Annotated in this window: 19 protein-coding genes and 3 pseudogenes; 18 read left to right on the forward strand and 4 right to left on the reverse strand. The window is 28.5% G+C overall.

The genetic code is table 11. The annotated features are described in order from the left end of the window. The first annotated feature begins 2 nt into the window (after positions 1-2). From JJC05_RS15685 to JJC05_RS15720, 9 genes and pseudogenes are all read left to right on the forward strand, one after another. Positions 3-1,118, forward strand: a complete 1,116-nt coding sequence (locus tag JJC05_RS15685; RefSeq protein ID WP_105196858.1) for an endonuclease — start codon at positions 3-5, stop codon at positions 1,116-1,118. A gap of 63 nt (positions 1,119-1,181) precedes the next feature. Continuing rightward, positions 1,182-3,569: an endonuclease gene (locus JJC05_RS15690; protein WP_105196857.1), complete on the forward strand. Its 2,388-nt coding sequence runs from the start codon at positions 1,182-1,184 to the stop codon at positions 3,567-3,569. A 332-nt stretch (positions 3,570-3,901) separates the two neighbouring features. Next, positions 3,902-4,885 (forward strand): annotated as a pseudogene (locus tag JJC05_RS15695) (FAD-dependent oxidoreductase). 73 nt (positions 4,886-4,958) lie between these two features. After that, the gene (locus tag JJC05_RS18995; RefSeq protein ID WP_374226363.1) at positions 4,959-5,291 is read left to right on the forward strand and encodes an oxidoreductase dimerization domain-containing protein; all 333 of its coding nucleotides are present in this window, start codon (positions 4,959-4,961) and stop codon (positions 5,289-5,291) included. A gap of 462 nt (positions 5,292-5,753) precedes the next feature. After that, positions 5,754-7,091 (forward strand): DUF262 domain-containing protein, encoded by a 1,338-nt coding sequence (locus JJC05_RS15700; RefSeq protein ID WP_235877815.1) that lies wholly within the window; start codon positions 5,754-5,756, stop codon positions 7,089-7,091. Beyond that, positions 7,081-7,440 carry a GmrSD restriction endonuclease domain-containing protein gene (locus tag JJC05_RS15705; RefSeq protein ID WP_235877816.1) on the forward strand — a complete coding sequence of 120 codons (360 nt, stop codon included), beginning with the start codon at positions 7,081-7,083 and terminating at the stop codon, positions 7,438-7,440. Before JJC05_RS15700 ends, JJC05_RS15705 begins: the two co-directional genes overlap by 11 nt. Positions 7,441-7,538: 98 nt before the next feature. Continuing rightward, positions 7,539-8,123 (forward strand): hypothetical protein, encoded by a 585-nt coding sequence (locus JJC05_RS15710; protein WP_235877817.1) that lies wholly within the window; start codon positions 7,539-7,541, stop codon positions 8,121-8,123. Between the two features lie 43 nt (positions 8,124-8,166). Beyond that, entirely contained in the window at positions 8,167-9,051 is an 885-nt protein-coding gene (locus JJC05_RS15715; protein WP_235877819.1) for a GmrSD restriction endonuclease domain-containing protein, read from the forward strand. Between the two features lie 69 nt (positions 9,052-9,120). Beyond that, positions 9,121-9,510 (forward strand): acyl-CoA thioesterase, encoded by a 390-nt coding sequence (locus JJC05_RS15720; protein WP_105196854.1) that lies wholly within the window; start codon positions 9,121-9,123, stop codon positions 9,508-9,510. A gap of 265 nt (positions 9,511-9,775) precedes the next feature. Here JJC05_RS15720 and JJC05_RS15725 read toward each other — a convergent pair whose 3' ends face one another. Beyond that, positions 9,776-10,414, reverse strand: a complete 639-nt coding sequence (locus tag JJC05_RS15725) for a biotin--[acetyl-CoA-carboxylase] ligase (protein WP_309597365.1) — start codon at positions 10,412-10,414, stop codon at positions 9,776-9,778. A 189-nt stretch (positions 10,415-10,603) separates the two neighbouring features. Here JJC05_RS15725 and rsfS point away from each other — a divergent pair, with 189 nt between their 5' ends. From rsfS to JJC05_RS15760, 7 genes and pseudogenes are all read left to right on the forward strand, one after another. Continuing rightward, positions 10,604-10,975: a ribosome silencing factor gene (gene rsfS / locus JJC05_RS15730; RefSeq protein ID WP_014164525.1), complete on the forward strand. Its 372-nt coding sequence runs from the start codon at positions 10,604-10,606 to the stop codon at positions 10,973-10,975. A gap of 14 nt (positions 10,976-10,989) precedes the next feature. After that, positions 10,990-12,913, forward strand: a pseudogene (gene ftsH, locus JJC05_RS15735) (ATP-dependent zinc metalloprotease FtsH). A gap of 108 nt (positions 12,914-13,021) precedes the next feature. Continuing rightward, a pseudogene (locus tag JJC05_RS15740) lies at positions 13,022-13,628 on the forward strand (LUD domain-containing protein). A 1-nt stretch (position 13,629) separates the two neighbouring features. Continuing rightward, the gene (locus JJC05_RS15745) at positions 13,630-14,433 is read left to right on the forward strand and encodes a phosphatidate cytidylyltransferase (protein WP_235877821.1); all 804 of its coding nucleotides are present in this window, start codon (positions 13,630-13,632) and stop codon (positions 14,431-14,433) included. Next, the gene (locus JJC05_RS15750; protein WP_105196850.1) at positions 14,423-15,076 is read left to right on the forward strand and encodes a phosphatidylserine decarboxylase family protein; all 654 of its coding nucleotides are present in this window, start codon (positions 14,423-14,425) and stop codon (positions 15,074-15,076) included. The genes JJC05_RS15745 and JJC05_RS15750 overlap by 11 nt, the downstream gene beginning before the upstream one ends. Position 15,077: 1 nt before the next feature. Beyond that, the gene (locus JJC05_RS15755) at positions 15,078-15,353 is read left to right on the forward strand and encodes an acyl-CoA-binding protein (RefSeq protein ID WP_088393851.1); all 276 of its coding nucleotides are present in this window, start codon (positions 15,078-15,080) and stop codon (positions 15,351-15,353) included. A 70-nt stretch (positions 15,354-15,423) separates the two neighbouring features. Continuing rightward, positions 15,424-16,221 (forward strand): superoxide dismutase, encoded by a 798-nt coding sequence (locus JJC05_RS15760; RefSeq protein WP_235877823.1) that lies wholly within the window; start codon positions 15,424-15,426, stop codon positions 16,219-16,221. A gap of 118 nt (positions 16,222-16,339) precedes the next feature. Here the strand turns inward: JJC05_RS15760 and JJC05_RS15765 are convergent, their stop codons facing one another. Then, on the reverse strand, positions 16,340-16,588 hold the full coding sequence (locus JJC05_RS15765; RefSeq protein WP_235877825.1) for a hypothetical protein: 249 nt from the start codon (positions 16,586-16,588) through the stop codon (positions 16,340-16,342). A gap of 871 nt (positions 16,589-17,459) precedes the next feature. Further along, a complete protein-coding gene (locus JJC05_RS15770) occupies positions 17,460-17,822 on the reverse strand; it encodes a hypothetical protein (RefSeq protein ID WP_258929310.1) in 363 nt (120 codons plus the stop codon). Between the two features lie 174 nt (positions 17,823-17,996). On the opposite strand from JJC05_RS15770, the gene JJC05_RS15775 reads away from it, so the two are divergent. Continuing rightward, positions 17,997-18,725 (forward strand): DUF4369 domain-containing protein, encoded by a 729-nt coding sequence (locus JJC05_RS15775; protein ID WP_235877827.1) that lies wholly within the window; start codon positions 17,997-17,999, stop codon positions 18,723-18,725. Then, positions 18,691-19,140 (forward strand): TlpA family protein disulfide reductase, encoded by a 450-nt coding sequence (locus JJC05_RS15780; RefSeq protein ID WP_235877828.1) that lies wholly within the window; start codon positions 18,691-18,693, stop codon positions 19,138-19,140. Before JJC05_RS15775 ends, JJC05_RS15780 begins: the two co-directional genes overlap by 35 nt. Before the next feature lie 72 nt (positions 19,141-19,212). On the opposite strand, the gene pepT is transcribed toward JJC05_RS15780, so the two are convergent. Then, the gene (gene pepT, locus JJC05_RS15785) at positions 19,213-20,454 is read right to left on the reverse strand and encodes a peptidase T (protein ID WP_088394222.1); all 1,242 of its coding nucleotides are present in this window, start codon (positions 20,452-20,454) and stop codon (positions 19,213-19,215) included. Positions 20,455-20,456: the final 2 nt, after the last annotated feature.

The following is a 20,456-nucleotide window of genomic DNA, read 5'->3' on the forward strand; positions in this document are numbered from 1 at the left end:
ATATGAAAAAGAACTATCTTTTTTTTGTTTTCATTTTAAGTTCCTTTTTGGCAGTCGGACAAAATTGTCCGAGTGATTTAAGAGCATATTATTCTTCCGCAACAGGAATGAATTATGTTTTAAAAACACAACTTTTTAATATTATAAAGGATCATACGGTAATTAGTTATACGCCCGGTTTATGGAACCTATACTATACTTCGGATGTAAATTCTGATGGAAGAGTTTGGGATATATATTCAAACTGTAATTTTGTTTTCGGTACTCCTCTTTTAACAGGCGGTAGTCAAGACGACGGAAAAGGAGGAAAAGTAGAATGCGAAAGATATAATAGAGAACATACTTTTCCTAAAAGTTGGTTTGGAGGTTCATCAGGAATGCCAATGTATACGGACGCATTTCATGTTATGCCTACTGATAAAAAAGATAATGGAATGAGAGGAAGTATGCCTTATGGAATAGTGGGCAATACCCCTACTTATATAACAAATAATAATTCCAAAATAGGAATTTGTATAGCCCCCAACGCTCCTGTTAATCTTATTGTTTTTGAACCCGCAGATCAATATAAAGGAGATATAGCAAGAAATTATTTTTATATGGCTACGCGTTATGAAGATAAAATTTCAAATTGGCAAAATATTACAGTTGATGGAAATACTGTTTTAGATGGATCTAATGATCAAGTTTATGAAAAATGGTATCTGGATTTAATGATAAATTGGCATCTTCAAGATCCAGTTAGTCAAAAAGAAATTGATAGAAATAATGCAGTTTGCGCCGTACAACATAATAGAAATCCTTTTATAGATCATCCTGAATATGTTTGTCAAATATGGTCTGCACAATGCCAAGCTTTATCTAATTTAGAATTTCAATTACAAACAAATATCAGTTTATCCCCTAATCCATCAAATGGAGAATGGATAAAAATTAATTCTGCAATAGAGTTAGATGAAATTGAGGTATATACTATAAATGGACAGTTAATACAAAAGAGTAAAAAACCAGTAAGAACAGACGAAAGTTATAATTTAATTGGTTTATCAAAAGGATTATATCTAATAAAATTAACTGCTGGAAATCAATTTACAACGAAAAAAATTATCGTAGAATAAAAAAGTGGCTATATGCCACTTTTTTATTTTAATTATATACCAAAAACAATTTAAAACAACCAAATGAAATCAAAAACTACTTTGTTTGCACTTTTTTGTGCATTAGTAGGGCATGCACAAGCGCCCTCTGGTTATTACAGTTCCGCTACAGGCTCTGGTTATACTTTGAAAACACAATTGTATAACATTATTAAAGGACATACGGATAATGGTTATTCGGGACTTTGGACTACTTATCAGACTTCTGATAGAGATAAAGAATATGAAAATGATAACTCTATTATTGATGTTTATTCTGAAAACCCTACAGGAACAGACCCCTATGTGTACCAATACGGTACAAATCAGTGTGGAACTTATTCGGTAGAAGGGGGATGCTATAATCGTGAACACATGATTCCTCAATCTGTTTTTAATAATGCAGCACCTATGGTATCAGATGCTCATTTTATTCCTCCTACTGATGGAAAAGTAAATGGAATGCGTTCTAATTATCCTCATGGAATGGTAGCTGTTGCAAGTTGGACATCAAGAAATGGAGGAAAATTAGGATCAAGTGCTGTTTCAGGTTATACTGGTACCGTTTTTGAACCAATTAATGAATTCAAAGGAGATATTGCTCGTATGTATTTTTATTTTGCTACTCGTTATGAAAATACAGTTGCTAATTATACCTCTTATGAAATGTTTAACGGAACATCTAATCAAGTTTTTGGAAAACCTTTTTTAGATATGCTATTAAAATGGCATGCGCAAGATCCTGTAAGTCCTAGAGAAATAGCTAGAAATAATGCGATCTATGCTCGTCAAGGTAATAGAAACCCATTTATTGATAATCCTAATTATGTGAACCTTATTTGGGGAGGTTCTATTGCGGATACTACAGCTCCTTCTATACCATCTAATCTAATCTCTTCAGGAATATCAACAACAAGTTGTACGTTATCGTGGACTGCGTCTACAGATAATGTTGGAGTAACCAGTTACAATATATATTTAAATGGAGCTTTAAAAATAACGGTTGCGGGGACTAGTGCCAATATAACAGGATTAACAGCCTCTACGACTTATTCTTTTACAGTAAAAGCAAAAGATGCTGCTGGAAATACTTCAGATTCAAGTAATGCGTTAAATGTTACAACAACTGCTGGAACCGATATAATTGCTCCTACAGTTCCTAATAATTTAACCGTTTCAAATGTTACAACTACAGGATGTGTTTTATCATGGGCAGCATCAACAGATAATGTAGGAGTAATAGGATACGATATATATCAAGGAACTTTACTAAAAACTTCAGTAATAGGAACGACAGCTACAATAACAGGTTTATCTGCTTCAACCAATTATTCATTTACAGTAAGAGCAAAAGATGCTGCTGGAAATACTTCAGATTCAAGTAATGCGTTAAATGTTACAACAACTGCTGGAACCGATATAATTGCTCCTACAGTTCCTAACAATTTAACTGTTTCAAATATTACAACTACAGGATGTGTTTTATCATGGGCAGCATCAACAGATAATGTAGGAGTAATAGGATACGATATATATCAAGGGACTTTACTAAAAACTTCAGTAATAGGAACGACAGCTACAATAACAGGTCTATCTGCTTCAACGAATTATTCATTTACAGTAAGAGCAAAAGATGCTGCTGGAAATACTTCAGGATCAAGTAATGTACTAAATGTTACTACTACGGCTAGTACAACAGCTATTACTAATCTATATTTTTCAGAATATTTAGAAGGGACTTCTAATAACAAAGCTTTAGAAATTACAAATAGAACAGGATCTCCTGTTAGTTTATCATCTTACGCTATAAAAAAACAAACAAATGGTTCAGGTTCGTGGAGTACTGGTTTAACATTATCAGGGACATTAGATAATAATGGAAAATTTGTTATTGTTAATAGTTTAATTTCTTCTACATGTTATTCTACTGCATTAGCAAATTTATCTACTTCTGCTGGCGAGATGGCTTATAATGGAAATGATGCTATAGGTTTGTTTAAAAATGGCGTTTTAGTAGATATTATAGGTAAATTTAATGGAGGTACAGCTGATTTTTCTATAGATGAAACAATGAGAAGAAAGGCTACAGCAATTGTACCAAGTACCACTTTTAACAAAACAAACGATTGGGATATATATAGTGTTGATAACTGCTCAGGTTTAGGTAATAGAGTGGTAAAATCTAATGAAAATAAAAAAGACATACATTTAAATTTATTTCCTAATCCAACAAAAGGAAATTTCCAAATAACTTTTGAAGATTTAGCTCAAAAATATACAGTTGAAATTTATACAACTTTAGGTCAAAAAATTTACGAAATAACAGAAGTTACTTCTGAATCAATTTTTATTAATGATTTACCTAAAGGTATTTATTTAGTAAAAATTAATCAAAATGAAAATTCTACTACCAAACGAGTTGTAGTAGAATAATTATATTGTATAAAATAAAAATGCTCCTAAAATTAACATTTAGGAGCATTTTTTATAGATTAATATTTGTAAAAAGTAAATCACCTAAAAGTTAAACAATCTATTAATTTTAGAATCAAGCCTCCTTATTTCAGATTTTTTATAGCAAACTTAGTTTTACAACATTGAAGATAATAAAAGGAGTATTTTCAGATTCCAAGTTGTTTTTATCTGTAATAAATTTCTAAAGTGTAATTTGAGTTAAACATAAAAACATAATTGATGTATTTTTTTATTATACCATAAATTATATTTATTTTCGTGCTCTGAAAAACTTGAAAAATCAAAATAAAATGAAATACGATATTATAGTTTTAGGTAGTGGACCGGGTGGTTACGTTACTGCTATTCGTGCATCTCAATTAGGCTTTAAAGTAGCTGTTATTGAAAAAGAAAACTTGGGAGGTATTTGTTTAAATTGGGGATGTATACCAACAAAAGCCTTGTTAAAGTCTGCTCAAGTTTTTGATTACCTAAAGCATGCTTCTGACTACGGTCTAAAAGCAGATAATGTAGATAAAGATTTTGATGCTGTTATTACTCGCTCAAGAGGTGTTGCTGAAGGAATGAGTAAAGGAGTTCAATTCTTAATGAAAAAAATAAAATAGATGTAATTGACGGTTTTGGAAAGGTTAAACCGGAGAAAAAAAGTTGAAGTTACAGATAAAGAAGGTAAAGTAACGGATTATACAGCCGATCATATTATTATAGCTACAGGGGCTCGTTCACGTGAGTTGCCTAATTTACCACAAGATGGTAAAAAGGTAATAGGATATCGTCAAGCGATGACATTATCTGAACAACCTAAAAAAATGATTGTAGTAGGATCAGGTGCTATAGGAGTTGAATTCGCACATTTTTATAATGCCATGGGAACGGAAGTAACAATTGTAGAGTTTATGCCTAATATTGTTCCAGTTGAAGATGAAGATATATCAAAACAATTTGAACGATCTTTAAAAAAAGCAGGAATTAATATCATGACCAATGCTTCAGTTGAAAAAGTAGATACAACAGGAGCAGGAGTTAAAGCAACTGTTAAGACAGCTAAAGGAGAAGAAATATTAGAAGCAGATATTGTACTTTCTGCAGTAGGAATTAAAACAAATATTGAAGGAATAGGATTAGAAGATGTAGGAATTGCTACTGACCGCGATAAAGTTTTAGTTAATGCTTATTACCAAACCAATATTCCGGGATATTATGCAATAGGAGATATAACTCCGAGGTCAAGCTTTAGCACACGTTGCTTCAGCAGAAGGAATTATTTGTGTTGAAAAAATTGCTGGTTTACATGTAGATCCTTTAGATTATGGAAATATTCCGGGTTGTACCTATGCAACTCCTGAAATTGCATCAGTTGGTTTAACAGAAAAAGCAGCTAAAGAAAAAGGATATGAAATAAAAGTAGGCAAGTTCCCTTTTTCAGCTTCAGGAAAAGCATCGGCAGCAGGTACCAAAGATGGTTTTGTAAAAGTTATTTTTGATGCTAAATATGGAGAATGGTTAGGTTGTCACATGATTGGTGCTGGAGTAACTGATATGATAGCAGAAGCTGTTGTAGCCCGCAAATTAGAAACTACAGGACATGAAATACTAAAAGCTATACATCCACACCCTACTATGAGTGAAGCCGTAATGGAAGCCGTTGCGGATGCTTACGGAGAAGTTATCCATTTATAAAACATAATAAAAGAGGCAATCAAAAAATAAAGCTAAGTCTACTACTAAAAAAGTTTCATTTAAGAATTGAGTATTCCTTTCTTTGATTAAACTTTTCAAAGTATCACCCTTTGATAACTAGAATAAAGCTTAATAAAATCAAACTATTTTTTGAATGCCTCTTTTTTATACCCCTATTCTAATTTAGGATGTTTCTTCTTTTTCTGTATATATTATATTTCTAAATAACGTATACCCAATCATAAGCTAAATACAACTTCTATTCTACTTTATACTAATTTTAAATTTCATCTATTCTAATTCATAACTCGTTTTTTAGAATCATTTCTTTCACTATCTTTATAATGATAATCGCCTTTTTAATATCTAAAACCAGTTTAAGATAGAGTTAAGATAGGTGTAGCTTACACATTTTTTAAATGAATAAAAGGAAGTAAACAAACGAGTTGATTATAATACTAAATGAAAGAAAACAAACCTAAAATAATAAAAGTAAGAGATCTACTTACAAATGATCGCGTACAAATACCAAGTTATCAACGACCTTATAAATGGACTATAAAAAATGTTAATCAATTAATTGATGATCTTTTAATTCATAAAGAAAAATCAGAATATCGTTTAGGAACACTTGTTATTCATAATCATGATGCTATTTTTGACATTGTCGATGGACAACAAAGAACAATAACATTAATATTAATTGCATACGCAATAACCCAAAAACACAAAAAAACAATAGACGAAGATAAAATATTGAAAAATTTTAATCCAAAACTTCTAAATTTATCTTTTACAAATAATATTTCAAAAACAAATATTCAAAATAACTACAAACAAATTGAAAGAAGAATTGCAGAATTTGATGAAAAATTAATACAATTCTTTTTAGATAAATGTACATTGGTAGAAGTAGTTTTAACCAACATTTCAGAAGCATTTCAGTTTTTTGATTCCCAAAATGCAAGAGGAAAAGATCTAGAACCTCACGATTTATTAAAAGCATTTCATCTCCGAGAAATGAATAATTTTTCAACAGAAGAAGAACGTAAAAAAACAGTTGAAAAGTGGGAAAGTTTAGATACCACAAAACTTTCACAATTATTTTCAGAATACTTATTTAGGATTAGAAATTGGAGTAGGGGACATTCAGCACGATATTTTTCAAAAAATGAAGTGGATGTTTTCAAAGGTGTAAGTTCGGATATAGAAGAAAATTATCCTTTTCTAGAAATGCTTCGAATTACACACTTTTATATCGAAGAATACAATCGTTCATACCACAGGAATATTGATAAACAAAAAATGACTTACCCTTTTCAGATAGATGGAACCATTATAAATGGAAAACGATTTTTTGAAATGATTGAACATTATCAAATTATGATAGATAACCTAAAATCAGAAGCAATCAAGGAAAAATATCCTTTATTAAAAATTATCAAAACTTATGAAGGTAGTTTTCGTACAGGAGATAAATATATTCGTAACTTATTTTACTGTGGATTAATTTATTATCTAGATAAATTTGGTGATAAAGAACTATCAAAAGTAATAGATAAAATTTTTATTTGGGCTTATTCTTTACGCCTAAAATTACAAGCAGTTGGACTGGATTCTGTTGATAATTATGCCCTTAATCTAGGGCATTCTCAAATACAATTATTCAAAAAAATTAAAGAAACTATAAAGCCCCATGATATTTTAAATTTACGATTCGAAATTTTAAAAGAAAATAGATCGAGTAAAACAGAAGAAATTGTAGAACGATTCAAGAAATTAAAATATTATGAATCATAAAGAACCTAAATATTATAGCATTCAAGAATTATTTAGTTATGAGGATTATGTAATTCCAATTTATCAAAGAAATTATGAATGGAGTGAACCTCAAATAACACAATTAATACAAGATATAGTAGACTATGTTATTAAAAATAAAGATACGACCGATATATCTCAATATTATATAGGTTCTTTAATCACTTATGAAAGAAAACTAGAAGGCAACGTAATCTATGAAACTATTGATGGACAACAGCGCTTAACCACATTAACCTTATTGCTAAATGTAATCAAAAAGAATATCCAACAATTGATTTATCTTGGTATAAAAAACTCAATTTATCTTTTGATAGCCGTAAAATAGCTTCCAATACACTTCTATATCTTTTTAATAAAGAAAGTTTAGATAATAAAGAATGTAATGCTACACTTCAACAAGGGTATTATGATGCAAAAAAATCATTGGCAAGAATTTTGGCTGAAAACAATTTAACTATTGAGTGTTTTTGCAACTATTTTTTTGAAAAAGTTACAATCTTACGTGTTCTAGTTCCTGACGATACAAATTTAAATCACTATTTTGAAATAATGAATAGTCGTGGAGAACAATTAGAGAAACACGAAATTTTAAAAGCAAAAATGCTTGAAATCTTAGAAGAAGATCATTTGAAATATGCTTTCAATTTAATTTGGGAAGCAACTTCAAACATGGAAAAATACGTACAATATGGTTTTTCAGTTACACAAAGACATGAACTATTTGGTGAGAATGATTGGAACAATTTAATTAACCCAGAAAATGTTTATTCTAAATTAAAAATTCCAAACAATAATCAAATTACAGAAGAAGCTTTTACAATAAGCCAACTTCTTGCAAAAAATATAAATTTTACCTCAGATAATTCAAGTACTACAGATGAAAACCCAGAACGATTTAATACAATCATTAATTTTTCAAATTTTCTACTTCACATTTTAAGAATACAAACAAAATCCAATGTTCCATTAGATGACAAACAATTATTGGAATTGTTCGATCCTTTTTAAAGAATAATGATAAAAAGAATTTGTAAAAGAATTTGGTTATAATTTGTTAAAAGGTAAATTATATTTTGACAAGTACATTATAAAAAGAGAATTTACAAAAGGATCAGATCATTGGAGTTTAAAACGATTAAAATGGTATGATGGAAATAAAGTAGGCTATGTAAATACTTTTGATGTAGATAATGTGGAAATGATAGAAGGCATTAATAGAGAAATTCTAATGTTATTATCTATGTTTCATGTTTCAAATCCAACTTTAGTTTACAAACATTGGTTAAACGCCTCTTTGAAATTTACTTTAGAATATTCTGGAACTAATTTAGCAAATGACTATAAATCATATCTTGAAAATCTTGCTAAAGCATTTTTGAATGATCGATTCTTAGCAATCAATCCCAAAGATTATTTTGAAATAATTTATATAAATGAAGGAAAACAAAAAAATATTGAAACGGCTATTGATATAAATAAACTTCATCAAGGAACAACCGTAGAAAACTTTATATTTAATTATTTGGATTATTTATTATGGCAAAATTATAGAACAGATAATCGTGAATATTTTAAAGTAAAAGGAGAAAAAATATTAATAGACAATCGTATAAAAGATTTTGAGTATACCTTTAGAAGTTCAGTAGAACATTATTACCCTCAAAATCCTATTGATAAAAATTTAAAAATAAAAGAACAAGATATAGAATGGTTAGATAATTTCGGGAATTTATGTTTAATTAGCGGTAGCAAAAATTCACGTTTAAGCAATTTTATGCCAACTGCAAAGAAAGATTATTATACAGGAAGTAAAACGATTGACAGTATAAAACAACGTATTATGATGGAATATGAATATTGGGATATAAATAGATTGAATGGACTTAATGAAATAAAAGAACATGGTCAAGAAATGATTCAAATCCTTAAAAAATAATACTTACAAACAGAATAAAATTTTAATTACTTTTATTAATAGCTAAAATTACCTCTAATAAAATTGATCATGAGATACAAAACGCATAAGTGGGTTAGACCAGAAGATTTAAACGCAAACGGAACTCTTTTTGGAGGAAAGTTGTTATCATGGATAGATGATGAAGCCGCTCTTTATTCAATAGTTATTCTAAAAAATAATAAGATTGTTACAAAATTTATGTCTGAAATAAATTTTATGAGTTCAGCTCGACAAGGTGACATTATAGAAATAGGACTCGATGTCATTAAATTCGGGAAGACATCTATTACAATGAAATGTGAGGTTAAAAATATAATGACAAAAGCTACTATTATAACAGTAGATTCTATTACAATGGTTAATTTAGATAGTTTTGGACAACCAGCTAATCATGGTAAAACACAATCAGATTTAGCTTTAGATGAAAAAAGTATTTAATTTCCTTTTAAATCAATAAAAACAATTCAAAATAAAAAATAATATTTCGTTTATTCTCTCAAAATACGAGTAAATTGGTAATTCATAATAGTAAATTTGTTTGGTCCCCGATTTAGATTTTTTATTTAAACTCAAATTCCGTATGAGAAGGTTGGCTTCTCTAATTCACTTCGTTCAAGTCTAATGCGGAATTTGGGTTAGATTGTTAAAGTAAAAAAACTAAAAAAAGTTAAATGAAAGAATTATTTAGTCACATTCCTAAAAATTAATAAAGCATTCTTATTTCCTTGATTCCGAATACTTTTGTACTATCATCTTCCAACGCAATTTCAATTAAACCATCTTGATTAACTTTTTTTATAATTCCCATAAACTTATGATGATTGTGATCCTCAAATGCTACAGGCTTATTAATTTTAAATAAATAATTATGATAACTATTCCATAAATCTATTTTATCATTTTTAAGCTTTTCTAAATTAATTTTTAACCTTGTTAGTATAGTAAACAATATTGCTTCTATATCATATTCTTTACTTGTAATACATTTTAATGAAGATGCTTGAGGAAGATTTTGAAAGTTTTCTTGATTTATATTAAGTCCAATACCAACAATAGATTCTATTTCTTGATTTCCTTTAAAATTATTTTCGATCAATATACCCGAAATTTTTTTATTACCTGACATAATGTCGTTTGGCCATTTTATATATAAGTCAGGAATATGGTAGTCTTCCAGAGCTTCTTTTATCGTTACTGCAATAGTTATATTAAGGTCAAAAATAGTAATGTCTTTTTTGATTGTATTTTTTATTAATATACTGGTTATTAGGTTTTTATTGTCTTCTGTGTTCCAGTTACTTCCCATCTGACCTCTGCCTTTCCATTGACTTTTAGCAGTCACTACAGTAAAATTTTCAAGTACTTGATCTTGTGAAAGTTTTTTAAAAAATCATTAGTAGAATCTATGGCATTGAGTTTGATTAGTTTCATGTACTGTAATTTGAAATAGTAAAATTTAAGTATCTATTTTTTATCTTTCAAAATAAAGACAAAAAACAATAACTTTGCGAAAAATAATTATTCAAAATAAATGGCGAACAAAGAAGTAGGAAATGATATTTTATTAGCAAATATCATTAAAGGTATTGAAGACGTAAAAGGAAATGATATAGATATTTTAGATCTTAGAGAATTAGAAAATACAGTTTGTGATTATTTTGTTATTTGTAATGGTACCTCAAATACACAAGTTAATGCAATTGTTAATTCTGTTCAAAAAGCTGTTTCAAAAGAGCTCAAAGAAAAACCTTGGCATGTTGAAGGAACTGATAATGGAGAATGGGTATTGATGGACTACGTACATATAGTAGTTCATGTTTTCCAAAAACATATTAGAGAATATTACAACATAGAAAGTCTTTGGGGAGATGCTAAAATTACATCAATCGAAAATAAATATTAATTGTTAGAGTATCTATGTCAAAAGAAAATAAACAAAATAATTTTAAATTTAATCCTTGGTGGATATATGGCTTGATAGGAGCTGTATTTATAGCGATGTATTTATCAGGTCAATCTCGTTGGGTTGAACCTAGTAAAACAAATGTTTCTAAATTTTATGAGTTTTTAGAGGCAGGCGATGTGGATAAAGTAGAGGTCGACAACGATCGTTTTGTTACAGTTTATCTAAAAGAAAATGCTTTATCTAAAGAAGCTCATAAGAAATTACCTAAAGAAGATCTATTAGGTAGTAAGAATTTAGGTCCTCATTACTCTTTTGAAATAAGTGGTGAAGATGGAAGTTTTTCTAAAGATTTAAAAGAAGCTAAGTTAGCTAATAAAATTTCGCAATACGAATACAAAACATCAGGTGGTTGGACTGATTTTATGATTCAATTACTTCCTATTTTTATTTTGATTGGTTTTTGGGTCTTTATGATGCGTCGTATGTCAGGCGGCGGTTCAGGAGGTGGCGGTCAAATTTTTAATATTGGACGCTCAAAAGCTAAACTTTTTGATGAAAAAACAGACGTAAAAGTAACCTTTAAAGATGTAGCTGGATTAGAAGGAGCTAAAGAAGAAATACAAGAAATTGTAGAGTTCTTAAAAAATCCTAAAAAATATACTGATTTAGGAGGAAAGATTCCTAAAGGAGCTTTATTAGTAGGGCCTCCGGTACAGGTAAAACATTATTAGCAAAAGCTGTTGCAGGAGAAGCTAAAGTTCCATTCTTTTCTCTTTCAGGATCTGATTTCGTAGAAATGTTTGTAGGAGTTGGAGCTTCTAGGGTTCGTGATTTATTTAAACAAGCTAAAGAAAAATCACCTGCTATCATTTTTATTGATGAAATAGATGCAGTAGGTAGAGCTAGGGGGAAAAGTAATTTTTCAGGTTCTAATGATGAACGCGAAAATACACTAAATCAGTTGTTAACTGAAATGGACGGTTTCGGAACAGATACTAGTGTAATCGTATTAGCAGCTACTAACCGTGCAGATGTATTAGATAAAGCACTAATGCGTGCTGGACGTTTTGATAGACAAATTTACGTTGATTTACCAGATATTCGCGAACGTAAAGAAATCTTTGACGTACATTTAAAACCTTTGAAAAAAGTAGAAGATTTAGATACTGACTTTTTGTCAAAACAGACACCGAGGATTTTCAGGAGCCGATATAGCTAATGTATGTAATGAAGCTGCTTTGATAGCTGCTAGAAATAATAAATCAGCAGTAGATAAACAAGACTTTTTAGATGCTGTAGATCGAATTATTGGCGGTTTAGAAAAGAAAAATAAAATCATAACAGCAGAAGAAAAAAGAGCAATAGCCATTCATGAGGCTGGTCACGCCACAGTAAGTTGGATGTTAGAGCATGCCGCACCACTAAGTAAAAGTTACTATTGTACCAAGAGGACAAAGTTTAGGAGCAGCTTGGTATTTGCCAGAAGAAAGACAAATTGTTAGACCACATCAAATGTTAGATGAAATGTGCGCAACAATGGGAGGACGTGCAGCTGAAAAAGTAGTTTTTGACATGATTTCTACAGGTGCTTTAAGTGACTTAGAAAAAGTAACCAAACAAGCTCGTGCTATGGTTACGATATACGGACTCAATGAAAGATTGGGCAATGTAACCTATTATGATTCTTCTGGTCAGTCAGACTATAATTTTTCTAAACCTTATTCAGAAGAAACAGCCTTAACAATAGATAAGGAAATATCAACTATAATAGAAAAACAATATCAACGTGCTATATCCATTTTAGAAGAAAACAAAGAAAAATTAGAACGTTTAGCAGACATTTTAATAGAAAAAGAGGTAATCTTTAAGGATGATTTAGAGGAAATTTTTGGTAAACGTCCGTATGACAAACCTTTGTTAGAAGAAATTGTTTAAAACTTAGTTAATAAAATCTTTAAAAAACTCAATCTTATGTTAAAATTCGATTGAGTTTTTTTTTAACTTTGCCTATTAAACCAAACTACTTCTATTTGTAAGTAATATATGAGTATTTTTAGGAAAATTTTTGGGTCAAGTAATGATGCTTCTCAAGAAGCTAATGAAAGTGAATATAACCCTTTTCAAGAAGTAAATGTTAATTTACCAGTAGATGAGTTGTTTACTTTAAATTTTAAAAAAAATGGAGGTAAATTCTTATACTGTGAAAATTTAGCAGAATTAAATGAACAATTTGAAAATATTTTAGAAGAAAATGATTGGTTCGAATCAGAAGCCATTTGTTTAGAGTCTAAATTATTTGGAATGTTAGATTCCAATAATATAAGCTATTCGGATGTCACAAGTCCAAAATTTTTATTAGCAACTTGTGAAGGACTTATAGCAGAAGATGGTTCTATTATGTTTTCTTCTACTCAAATAAAACAAAATAAAATAAATGAATTACCAGACAATATAATAGTTATTGCAGCTACTAGTCAGATGGTTCCCTGGTAAAAGTGATGGACTACGTGAAATAAAAAAACGTTATACAACCAATTATCCCACTAATATTACAACCATTAAGTATTTTGAAAAAGTGAAAGAAGAAGATTTTCTTCGTTACGGAAGTTCTCCAAAAAATTTATATTTACTTTTATTAGAAGATTTATAGCATGAACGAAACAGTAGTCCGTGCATTATCAGGTGCTATATATGTTGCTCTGTTAGTGTCTGCTAGTCTATATTCAAAAGAATCCTTTTTAATTCTTTTTGGACTTTTTTTATTACAAGCAGTAAATGAATTTACGAATTTAGTTAGAATAAATAAAATACTAGCTTTTTCATTAGCTACTATTTCGTACTTAAATTTTACTTATTTTAATAATTATCATTTTAACAATTGGATGTTAACAATTATTAGCTTAATAGTATTAATTCTTCTTTTTAATTGGTTGTTTGACAATAAAATTAAAAATATAAATTCTTTAAGTTGGATAGTACTGATAGGTTATATTATTATTCCATTCATATTAATTACCAAATTAGGTCAAATAGAAGAAAACCATTACCCTCATATTATAATAGGAATCTTTATTTTGATATGGATAAATGATACCTTTGCTTATTTGGTAGGGAAAAAGTTCGGGAAAAGAAAATTGTTTGAAAAAATTTCGCCTAAAAAAACAATAGAAGGCTTTTTAGGTGGTACCATATTTACTATACTAGCTAGTTTTTTAATAAGCCGATATTATGTAAATTTGTTTCCAATTGGATATTGGATTCTAATTGCTCTTTTTACAAGTTTTTTTGGTACAATTGGAGATTTAGTAGAATCAAAATTTAAACGTTCAGCAGGAGTTAAAGATAGTGGTAGTATTATGCCGAGTCATGGAGGTATATTAGACCGATTAGATAGTGTTATTTTTACAGCCCCATTTATTTATTTATTATTAAAAATTGTAGGATATGTTTCATAAGGAAGGAATTAAAATTATTTCAGTAGCTTCGATAATAATGATTATTGGCTTATTTTTAGCTGATAAGTTTTTAATTGATATTGCATGGTTACGCTTAAGTGTGCAAATATTAATTTTGTTTCTCTATGTAATGATTTTACAATTTTTCAGAAATCCTAATAGAAAAATACAGGCTAATGAACATACTATATTAGCTCCTGTTGATGGTAAAGTCGTAGTAATAGAAGAAGTATATGAAGAAGAATACTTTAAAGATAAGCGTTTAATGGTTTCTATCTTTATGTCTCCAATAAATGTCCATGTAACCCGTTATGCTGTTTCAGGAATTGTTAAGTATAGCAAATATCATCCGGGTAAATATTTAGTAGCTTGGCATCCAAAAGCCAGTACAGAAAATGAACGTACTTCCGTAGTGGTTGAAAACAAAATCTTTGGAGAAATTTTATACCGTCAAATTGCAGGAGCTTTAGCAAAAAGAATTGTAAATTATGCAAAAGAAGGAGATCTAGCTATCCAAGGAACAGATGCAGGATTTATAAAATTTGGTTCACGTGTAGATTTATACCTACCATTAGGTACCAAAATTAATGTGAAACTACAAGAAAAAGCAATTGGAAATCACACAGTTATTGCCGAAGCTTAAAATGTTTGATCAAGAATTAGATATTAAATTCAGAGAAGCTTTTATAAAAGTTTCTAAAATGAAGCAGGATTCCCTTCCTCAGGATATTATGTTACGTTTATATGCTTATTATAAACAAGCTAGTTATGGTTCTATATCCAATATGGATTATAACAGTCTGGATGTAAGAGATGCTTTTAAGCTAAACGCTTGGATGCAAGTAAGTAATTTATCTATTGAAGAAGCTAAAAAAAACTATATTGATTTAGTAAACGAAATAGTTACAATAAATGAGTAAAAAAAATTTTTATCATAAGTTGGATCGGATTATCTCTTTTAAGTTGTAAAAAGATACTTTAGTAGAAGTAGTGGATGTTCCAGCTACTCCTATAATGGCTGTTGAAAAAAAAGATACAAAACCTTCCGACCTAAAAGCTATAGAAGGAGCTTTTCAGCTATATAATTTACCTTTTGATTACAAAGCTTTAGAGCCCTATGTAGATGCCAATACTTTAGAATTACATTACTCAAAGTATTTATTACCTTACGTTAATGCTTTAAACAAAGCAGTTATAGGAACAAAATATGAAGTATTAGATTATTTAAATATATTTAAAAATTTAAACTATTCTGATACTGATATCCGTAATTATGCAGGTGCGGTGTATAATCATAATTTTTATTTTGAATCTATTGCTCCAAAAGCAGGAGGACAACCCACTGGAGAGCTATTAGATGCTATTAATAGAGATTTTGGCTCTTTCGATTTATTTATACAAAACTTTTCTGAAGCTTCTATAAAAATAAATGGTTCTGGTTGGACTTGGTTACTTTCTGATAAATACGGCAAATTACGAATTATTACAACTTCTAATAATGATGCTCCTCAAATGAAAGGATTAGGTTTCAAAGGGGTTCCATTGTTGTGCTTGGATATGTGGGAACACGCATATTATTTAAAATTTCAAAATAAGAAAAAAGAATATGCTAATACCTTTTTTAGTATAATTAATTGGTCTAAAATAGAAGAAAGATATAATGCTTTTCCAAAATCTAATTACACTCCAACGAGCCCTGTTTCAACTACAATTGTAGAAGATTCTGAGTCTGATTTAGTACCTTTAGAAAATAATAAAAAGATAAAGAATAAAAGAACAAGTTTCTGATTTCCTAAGTAAGATTAGATAATTATAAGTTAAAATATTAAATACTATTTATATAATTGAAGTGATTAAATTCTTAATTAGGCTTAAGAATAAAAAGAGTCGAATATTAAAATAAAAATTATTTATTAATATTCGACTCTTTTTCACTTAATATAATAAATCTATAAAAGATATAAAGGGATAATGTATTTAGTGCTATGCTAATAGGTTCAAATATTTTTTCTAAAGTATAATATTTTTGAAGGATAAATATTAAGTTTTGCATCATAAACATAATAATGCTTATAAGTAAAAGATAATTTTTATTACTAATATCATTATTTTCTAAATAGTAATTAGACAAAGCAATACCTCCCAATAAGGACATTAGAATAGCATTAAACAAAATAACTAAAAAGTTAAAAACATAAAATTCATCAATTAAGAATATAATATATAAATAGAAAAATAAAAAAGGAAAAGAACCAATTAAAAAGGAATTATTCTTTTTTTTGTCATGCTTTTATAAACTAAAACAAGACTTAGAAATCTATTTATTAAATAAGCAACCATTCCATAAACTAAAAAAGATTTAATCTTACTTTGAAAAAAGAAATTGCTTATGATAACAAAAAGCAAAATGGTGATAAAAAGATAATTTCGTTTAGATGAACTATATATATATAGTATTTGTAGTAGAATTAACCGTAATAATCCAAAATAATGGAATAAGTTGTTTATTTTAAAAATTTCATCTATTAAAAATAACAATGCAGTAGAAAAGTAAAGAATACTTATTAACTCTATTGTCTTTTTTTGAGTCAAATTTTCCATAATTTTATTTTTAGCATTTATTATGTCATTTACAAAAGACAAGAGAATTTAAGAATTATAAAATGAATTAACTAGTTCTCATTCTCAAATTTAGTAAAAAAATAAAATTATGTAAGAAAAGGCTTAAAATTTTAATTTAGAAGCTTAAAAAAAATAGTATATCTATTAATTTTTAGCATAAAAAAACTAGTAATTTCTTTTAATTTATTTTTCCGTTCTATTTTTTTTGCTTGATTTTTAATTTTAGCTTTTTTGAGTTTAGTATTAAATTTTTTAATATTTTTTTCGTTTTTACGACTCATAAATATTTTTTTTTAATTTGCTCTAAAGTTAATTCCGTATAAATTAGATCATTTATTATTTTCTCTCTCAAAGAAGAAATATCTTCGTCAAAATATTTTGCCCAATTGGTTAAATTTAAAATATTACGAGCATTTTTTAATTTTTTTTTGAGTTTCCTTACTTGTTCTTAAAATAGCAGAACCGTTATAATCTTTTGTTTGTTTGTGTAGATAATGAATTTCATTACGGATACGATCCCAATGAAGATAATATAATTTTTCAATTTCATTATCAGGAAAAAAACTATCCCAAGTAGCAAAACCTAGTTTATATTTAGTAGAATTTAATTTATGATCTATTAATCGCCATTTTGAATTTGCAAATCGTCCCCAATGATTTGATAATCTGTAAATTCCTTTTTCGGTATAATAATATTTACTACCCGATTTACTTATAAAATCAGGTGTTAAATCAGAAATAAAAGCAGAGGAAACCTCTTCAAACAAACAAAAAGTTTTTTTTAATGAATTTATTCGAGGATAATATTTAGATTTTGTTTTCTTCAAAACTTTAAATAAAACTTAAAAATGACTTATATAACTACAAAAAGGCTATTTTTGTGCTTCAAAAGTAATAAAACTATTTTTATAGTTCTTTATATTATTAACAAATACATACAGATGAAAAAAATTTTAGGAATTAGTTTAGTAACCTTATCTATTGCATGTAATGGTATAATTGGTAATGGATTTAAATTTGAAGGTGAAATCAATGGATTAAAAGATGGAACAAAAGTATTTTTACAAAAGCAAGATGAAAATACAGGTATGCCGATATCTATTGATACTGCAAAAATAGAAAAAGGACAATTTGTTTTTAAAGGAGAAGCTAAAGAACCACAAGTTCACATGATTTCTGTTGAAAATCAAGAAGGTGGTTTTATTTTTATTTTAGAGAAAGGAAACATTACGGCAAAAATTAATAAGGATAGTATACCTTTAGCAAAGGTGGGAGGTACTTATAATAATGAGGAATTAGTTAAGTATAATGCTCAAATGATGGGAATTTCTAAGCGTATGATGAATTTTCAAAAAGAAAATATGGCAAAAATGCAAGACGCTCAAAAAACAAATGATTCTGTTACTATGAAAAAATTAAATACAGAATTTTCTAAATTTCAGGATGAGTTTATTTCTTCCGGAGATAAGTATATTAATGAAAATCCAAAATCATTTATTTCTTTATTATTGATACCTACACTTTTTAATACGCCAAATGCGGATGTAGTTAAGATTAAAAAATCGTTTGATGCTTTAGAAAATGATCTAAAAGAAACAGCAGCAGGTAAAAAAATAAAAAAACAGTTAGCTGATTTTGAAAAAGCAATGGAAGGATCAAAAAAAAAATGAAGTAAAAAAAGCACCTAATTTTACTGCTAAAACACCTGAAGGTAGAACGCTGAGTTTAAAACAGGTTTTAGGAAAGGTAACACTCATTGATTTTTGGGCATCTTGGTGTGGTCCTTGTAGACAAGAAAACCCAAATGTAGTAGCTCTTTATAAAAAATGGCATCCAAAAGGATTAAATATTATAAGTGTATCTTTAGATGAAGATTTAACTAAATGGAAAGAAGCAATAAAAAAAGATCAATTAACTTGGTATCATGTTTCTAATTTGATGAAATGGGAAGACCCAATTGCTAAAGCTTATACTATAGAAAGTATTCCTTCAACAGTTTTGGTGGATGAAAGAGGAAATATTATAGAAACTAATCTTTTTGGTAAAGATTTAGAGAATGAAATTCAAAAAATATTACTTAAATAACAGTTAGTTTTAAATTAATAAAAAAGGGATGATTATCATCCCTTTTTTATTTTATTATTGTAAAGGCACAATTTATTTTTGTTTAGCTACTAGTTGAGCAATTTCTACAATAACTTCAATTGCTTTTTGCATGCTTTCTACAGGAACATATTCATATTTTCCATGAAAATTATGTCCACCTGCAAAAATATTAGGACAAGGTAATCCCATGTATGATAATCTAGATCCGTCAGTACCACCACGTATTGGTTTAATGATAGGGGTAATACCTAAATTTTTCATTGCTTTTTCTGCTGTTTTTACTATATGTATCATAGGTTTAACCTTTTCACACATATTATAATATTGATCTTTTATTTCTATTTCTACAATATTATCTCCAAATTGTTTTTTATATTTAGAGTTGATCTTATCAGCTATTTTTTGTGCTAATTTTTTACGCTTTTCAAATTTTTTGCGATTGTGATCACGAATAATTAATTGAACCGTTGTTTCTTCTATACTTCCTTTGATATCTACAACATGAAAAAAACCTTGATAATCTTTTGTTTTTTCAGGTACTTCCTTTTTAGGTAACTTATTAATGTATTTAGTAGCTAAAAGCATTGAATTAATCATTTTGCCTTTTGCATAACCGGGATGTACACTTTTTCCTTTAAATATGAGTTTAACTCCTGCGGCATTAAAATTTTCATATTCTAATTCTCCTATTTGGCTACCATCCATTGTATAAGCCCAGTCACACCCAAATTTTTCTACATCAAAAAAATCTGCACCACGGCCTATTTCCTCATCAGGGGTGAACCCAACTTTAATAGTACCGTGTTTGATTTCTGGATTTTGAATCAAATACTCCATTGCTGTCATAATTTCTGTTATGCCAGCTTTATCATCAGCTCCTAATAAGGTTGTTCCGTCAGTAGTTATGAGGGTTTGTCCTTTGTATAATAACAAATCTTCAAAATAATTAGGAGATAGAATAATATTTTTTTCTTTATTTAGAATTATATCTCCTCCATCATAGTTCGTTATGATTTGTGGTTTTATGTTAGCTCCTGTAAAATCTGGAGTGGTATCAAAATGAGAAACAAAACCAATGGTTGGCACTTTTTCTTCTATATTTGAAGGTAAGGTTGCTTGAATATAAGCCTTATCGTCTATACTTACATCTTGCATTCCTATAGATTTTAGTTCTTCTACTAGTTTGTTAGCAAGATCCCATTGTTTAGCAGAACTTGGAGTAGTATTAGAGTTAGGGTCTGCTTCTGTATCTATTGTTACGTAGCTTATAAAGCGATCTATTATATGTTGCATAA

The sequence above is a fragment of the Flavobacterium davisii genome (assembly GCF_019565505.1).
Taxonomy (GTDB): Bacteria; Bacteroidota; Bacteroidia; order Flavobacteriales; family Flavobacteriaceae; genus Flavobacterium; species Flavobacterium davisii.

Bases quoted from the DNA above. Each gene is read 5' to 3' on its own strand.
- JJC05_RS15685 (WP_105196858.1), top strand. From the start codon at position 3: ATGAAAAAGAACTATCTTTTTTTTGTTTTCATTTTAAGTTCCTTTTTG.
- JJC05_RS15700 (WP_235877815.1), top strand. From the start codon at position 5,754: ATGAAAGAAAACAAACCTAAAATAATAAAAGTAAGAGATCTACTTACA.
- pepT (WP_088394222.1), bottom strand. From the start codon at position 20,454: ATGCAACATATAATAGATCGCTTTATAAGCTACGTAACAATAGATACA.
- JJC05_RS15750 (WP_105196850.1), top strand. From the start codon at position 14,423: ATGTTTCATAAGGAAGGAATTAAAATTATTTCAGTAGCTTCGATAATA.
- JJC05_RS15720 (WP_105196854.1), top strand. From the start codon at position 9,121: ATGAGATACAAAACGCATAAGTGGGTTAGACCAGAAGATTTAAACGCA.
- JJC05_RS15745 (WP_235877821.1), top strand. From the start codon at position 13,630: ATGAACGAAACAGTAGTCCGTGCATTATCAGGTGCTATATATGTTGCT.
- rsfS (WP_014164525.1), top strand. From the start codon at position 10,604: ATGGCGAACAAAGAAGTAGGAAATGATATTTTATTAGCAAATATCATT.
- JJC05_RS15775 (WP_235877827.1), top strand. From the start codon at position 17,997: ATGAAAAAAATTTTAGGAATTAGTTTAGTAACCTTATCTATTGCATGT.
- JJC05_RS15705 (WP_235877816.1), top strand. From the start codon at position 7,081: ATGAATCATAAAGAACCTAAATATTATAGCATTCAAGAATTATTTAGT.
- JJC05_RS15690 (WP_105196857.1), top strand. From the start codon at position 1,182: ATGAAATCAAAAACTACTTTGTTTGCACTTTTTTGTGCATTAGTAGGG.
- JJC05_RS15755 (WP_088393851.1), top strand. From the start codon at position 15,078: ATGTTTGATCAAGAATTAGATATTAAATTCAGAGAAGCTTTTATAAAA.
- JJC05_RS15765 (WP_235877825.1), bottom strand. From the start codon at position 16,588: ATGTCCTTATTGGGAGGTATTGCTTTGTCTAATTACTATTTAGAAAAT.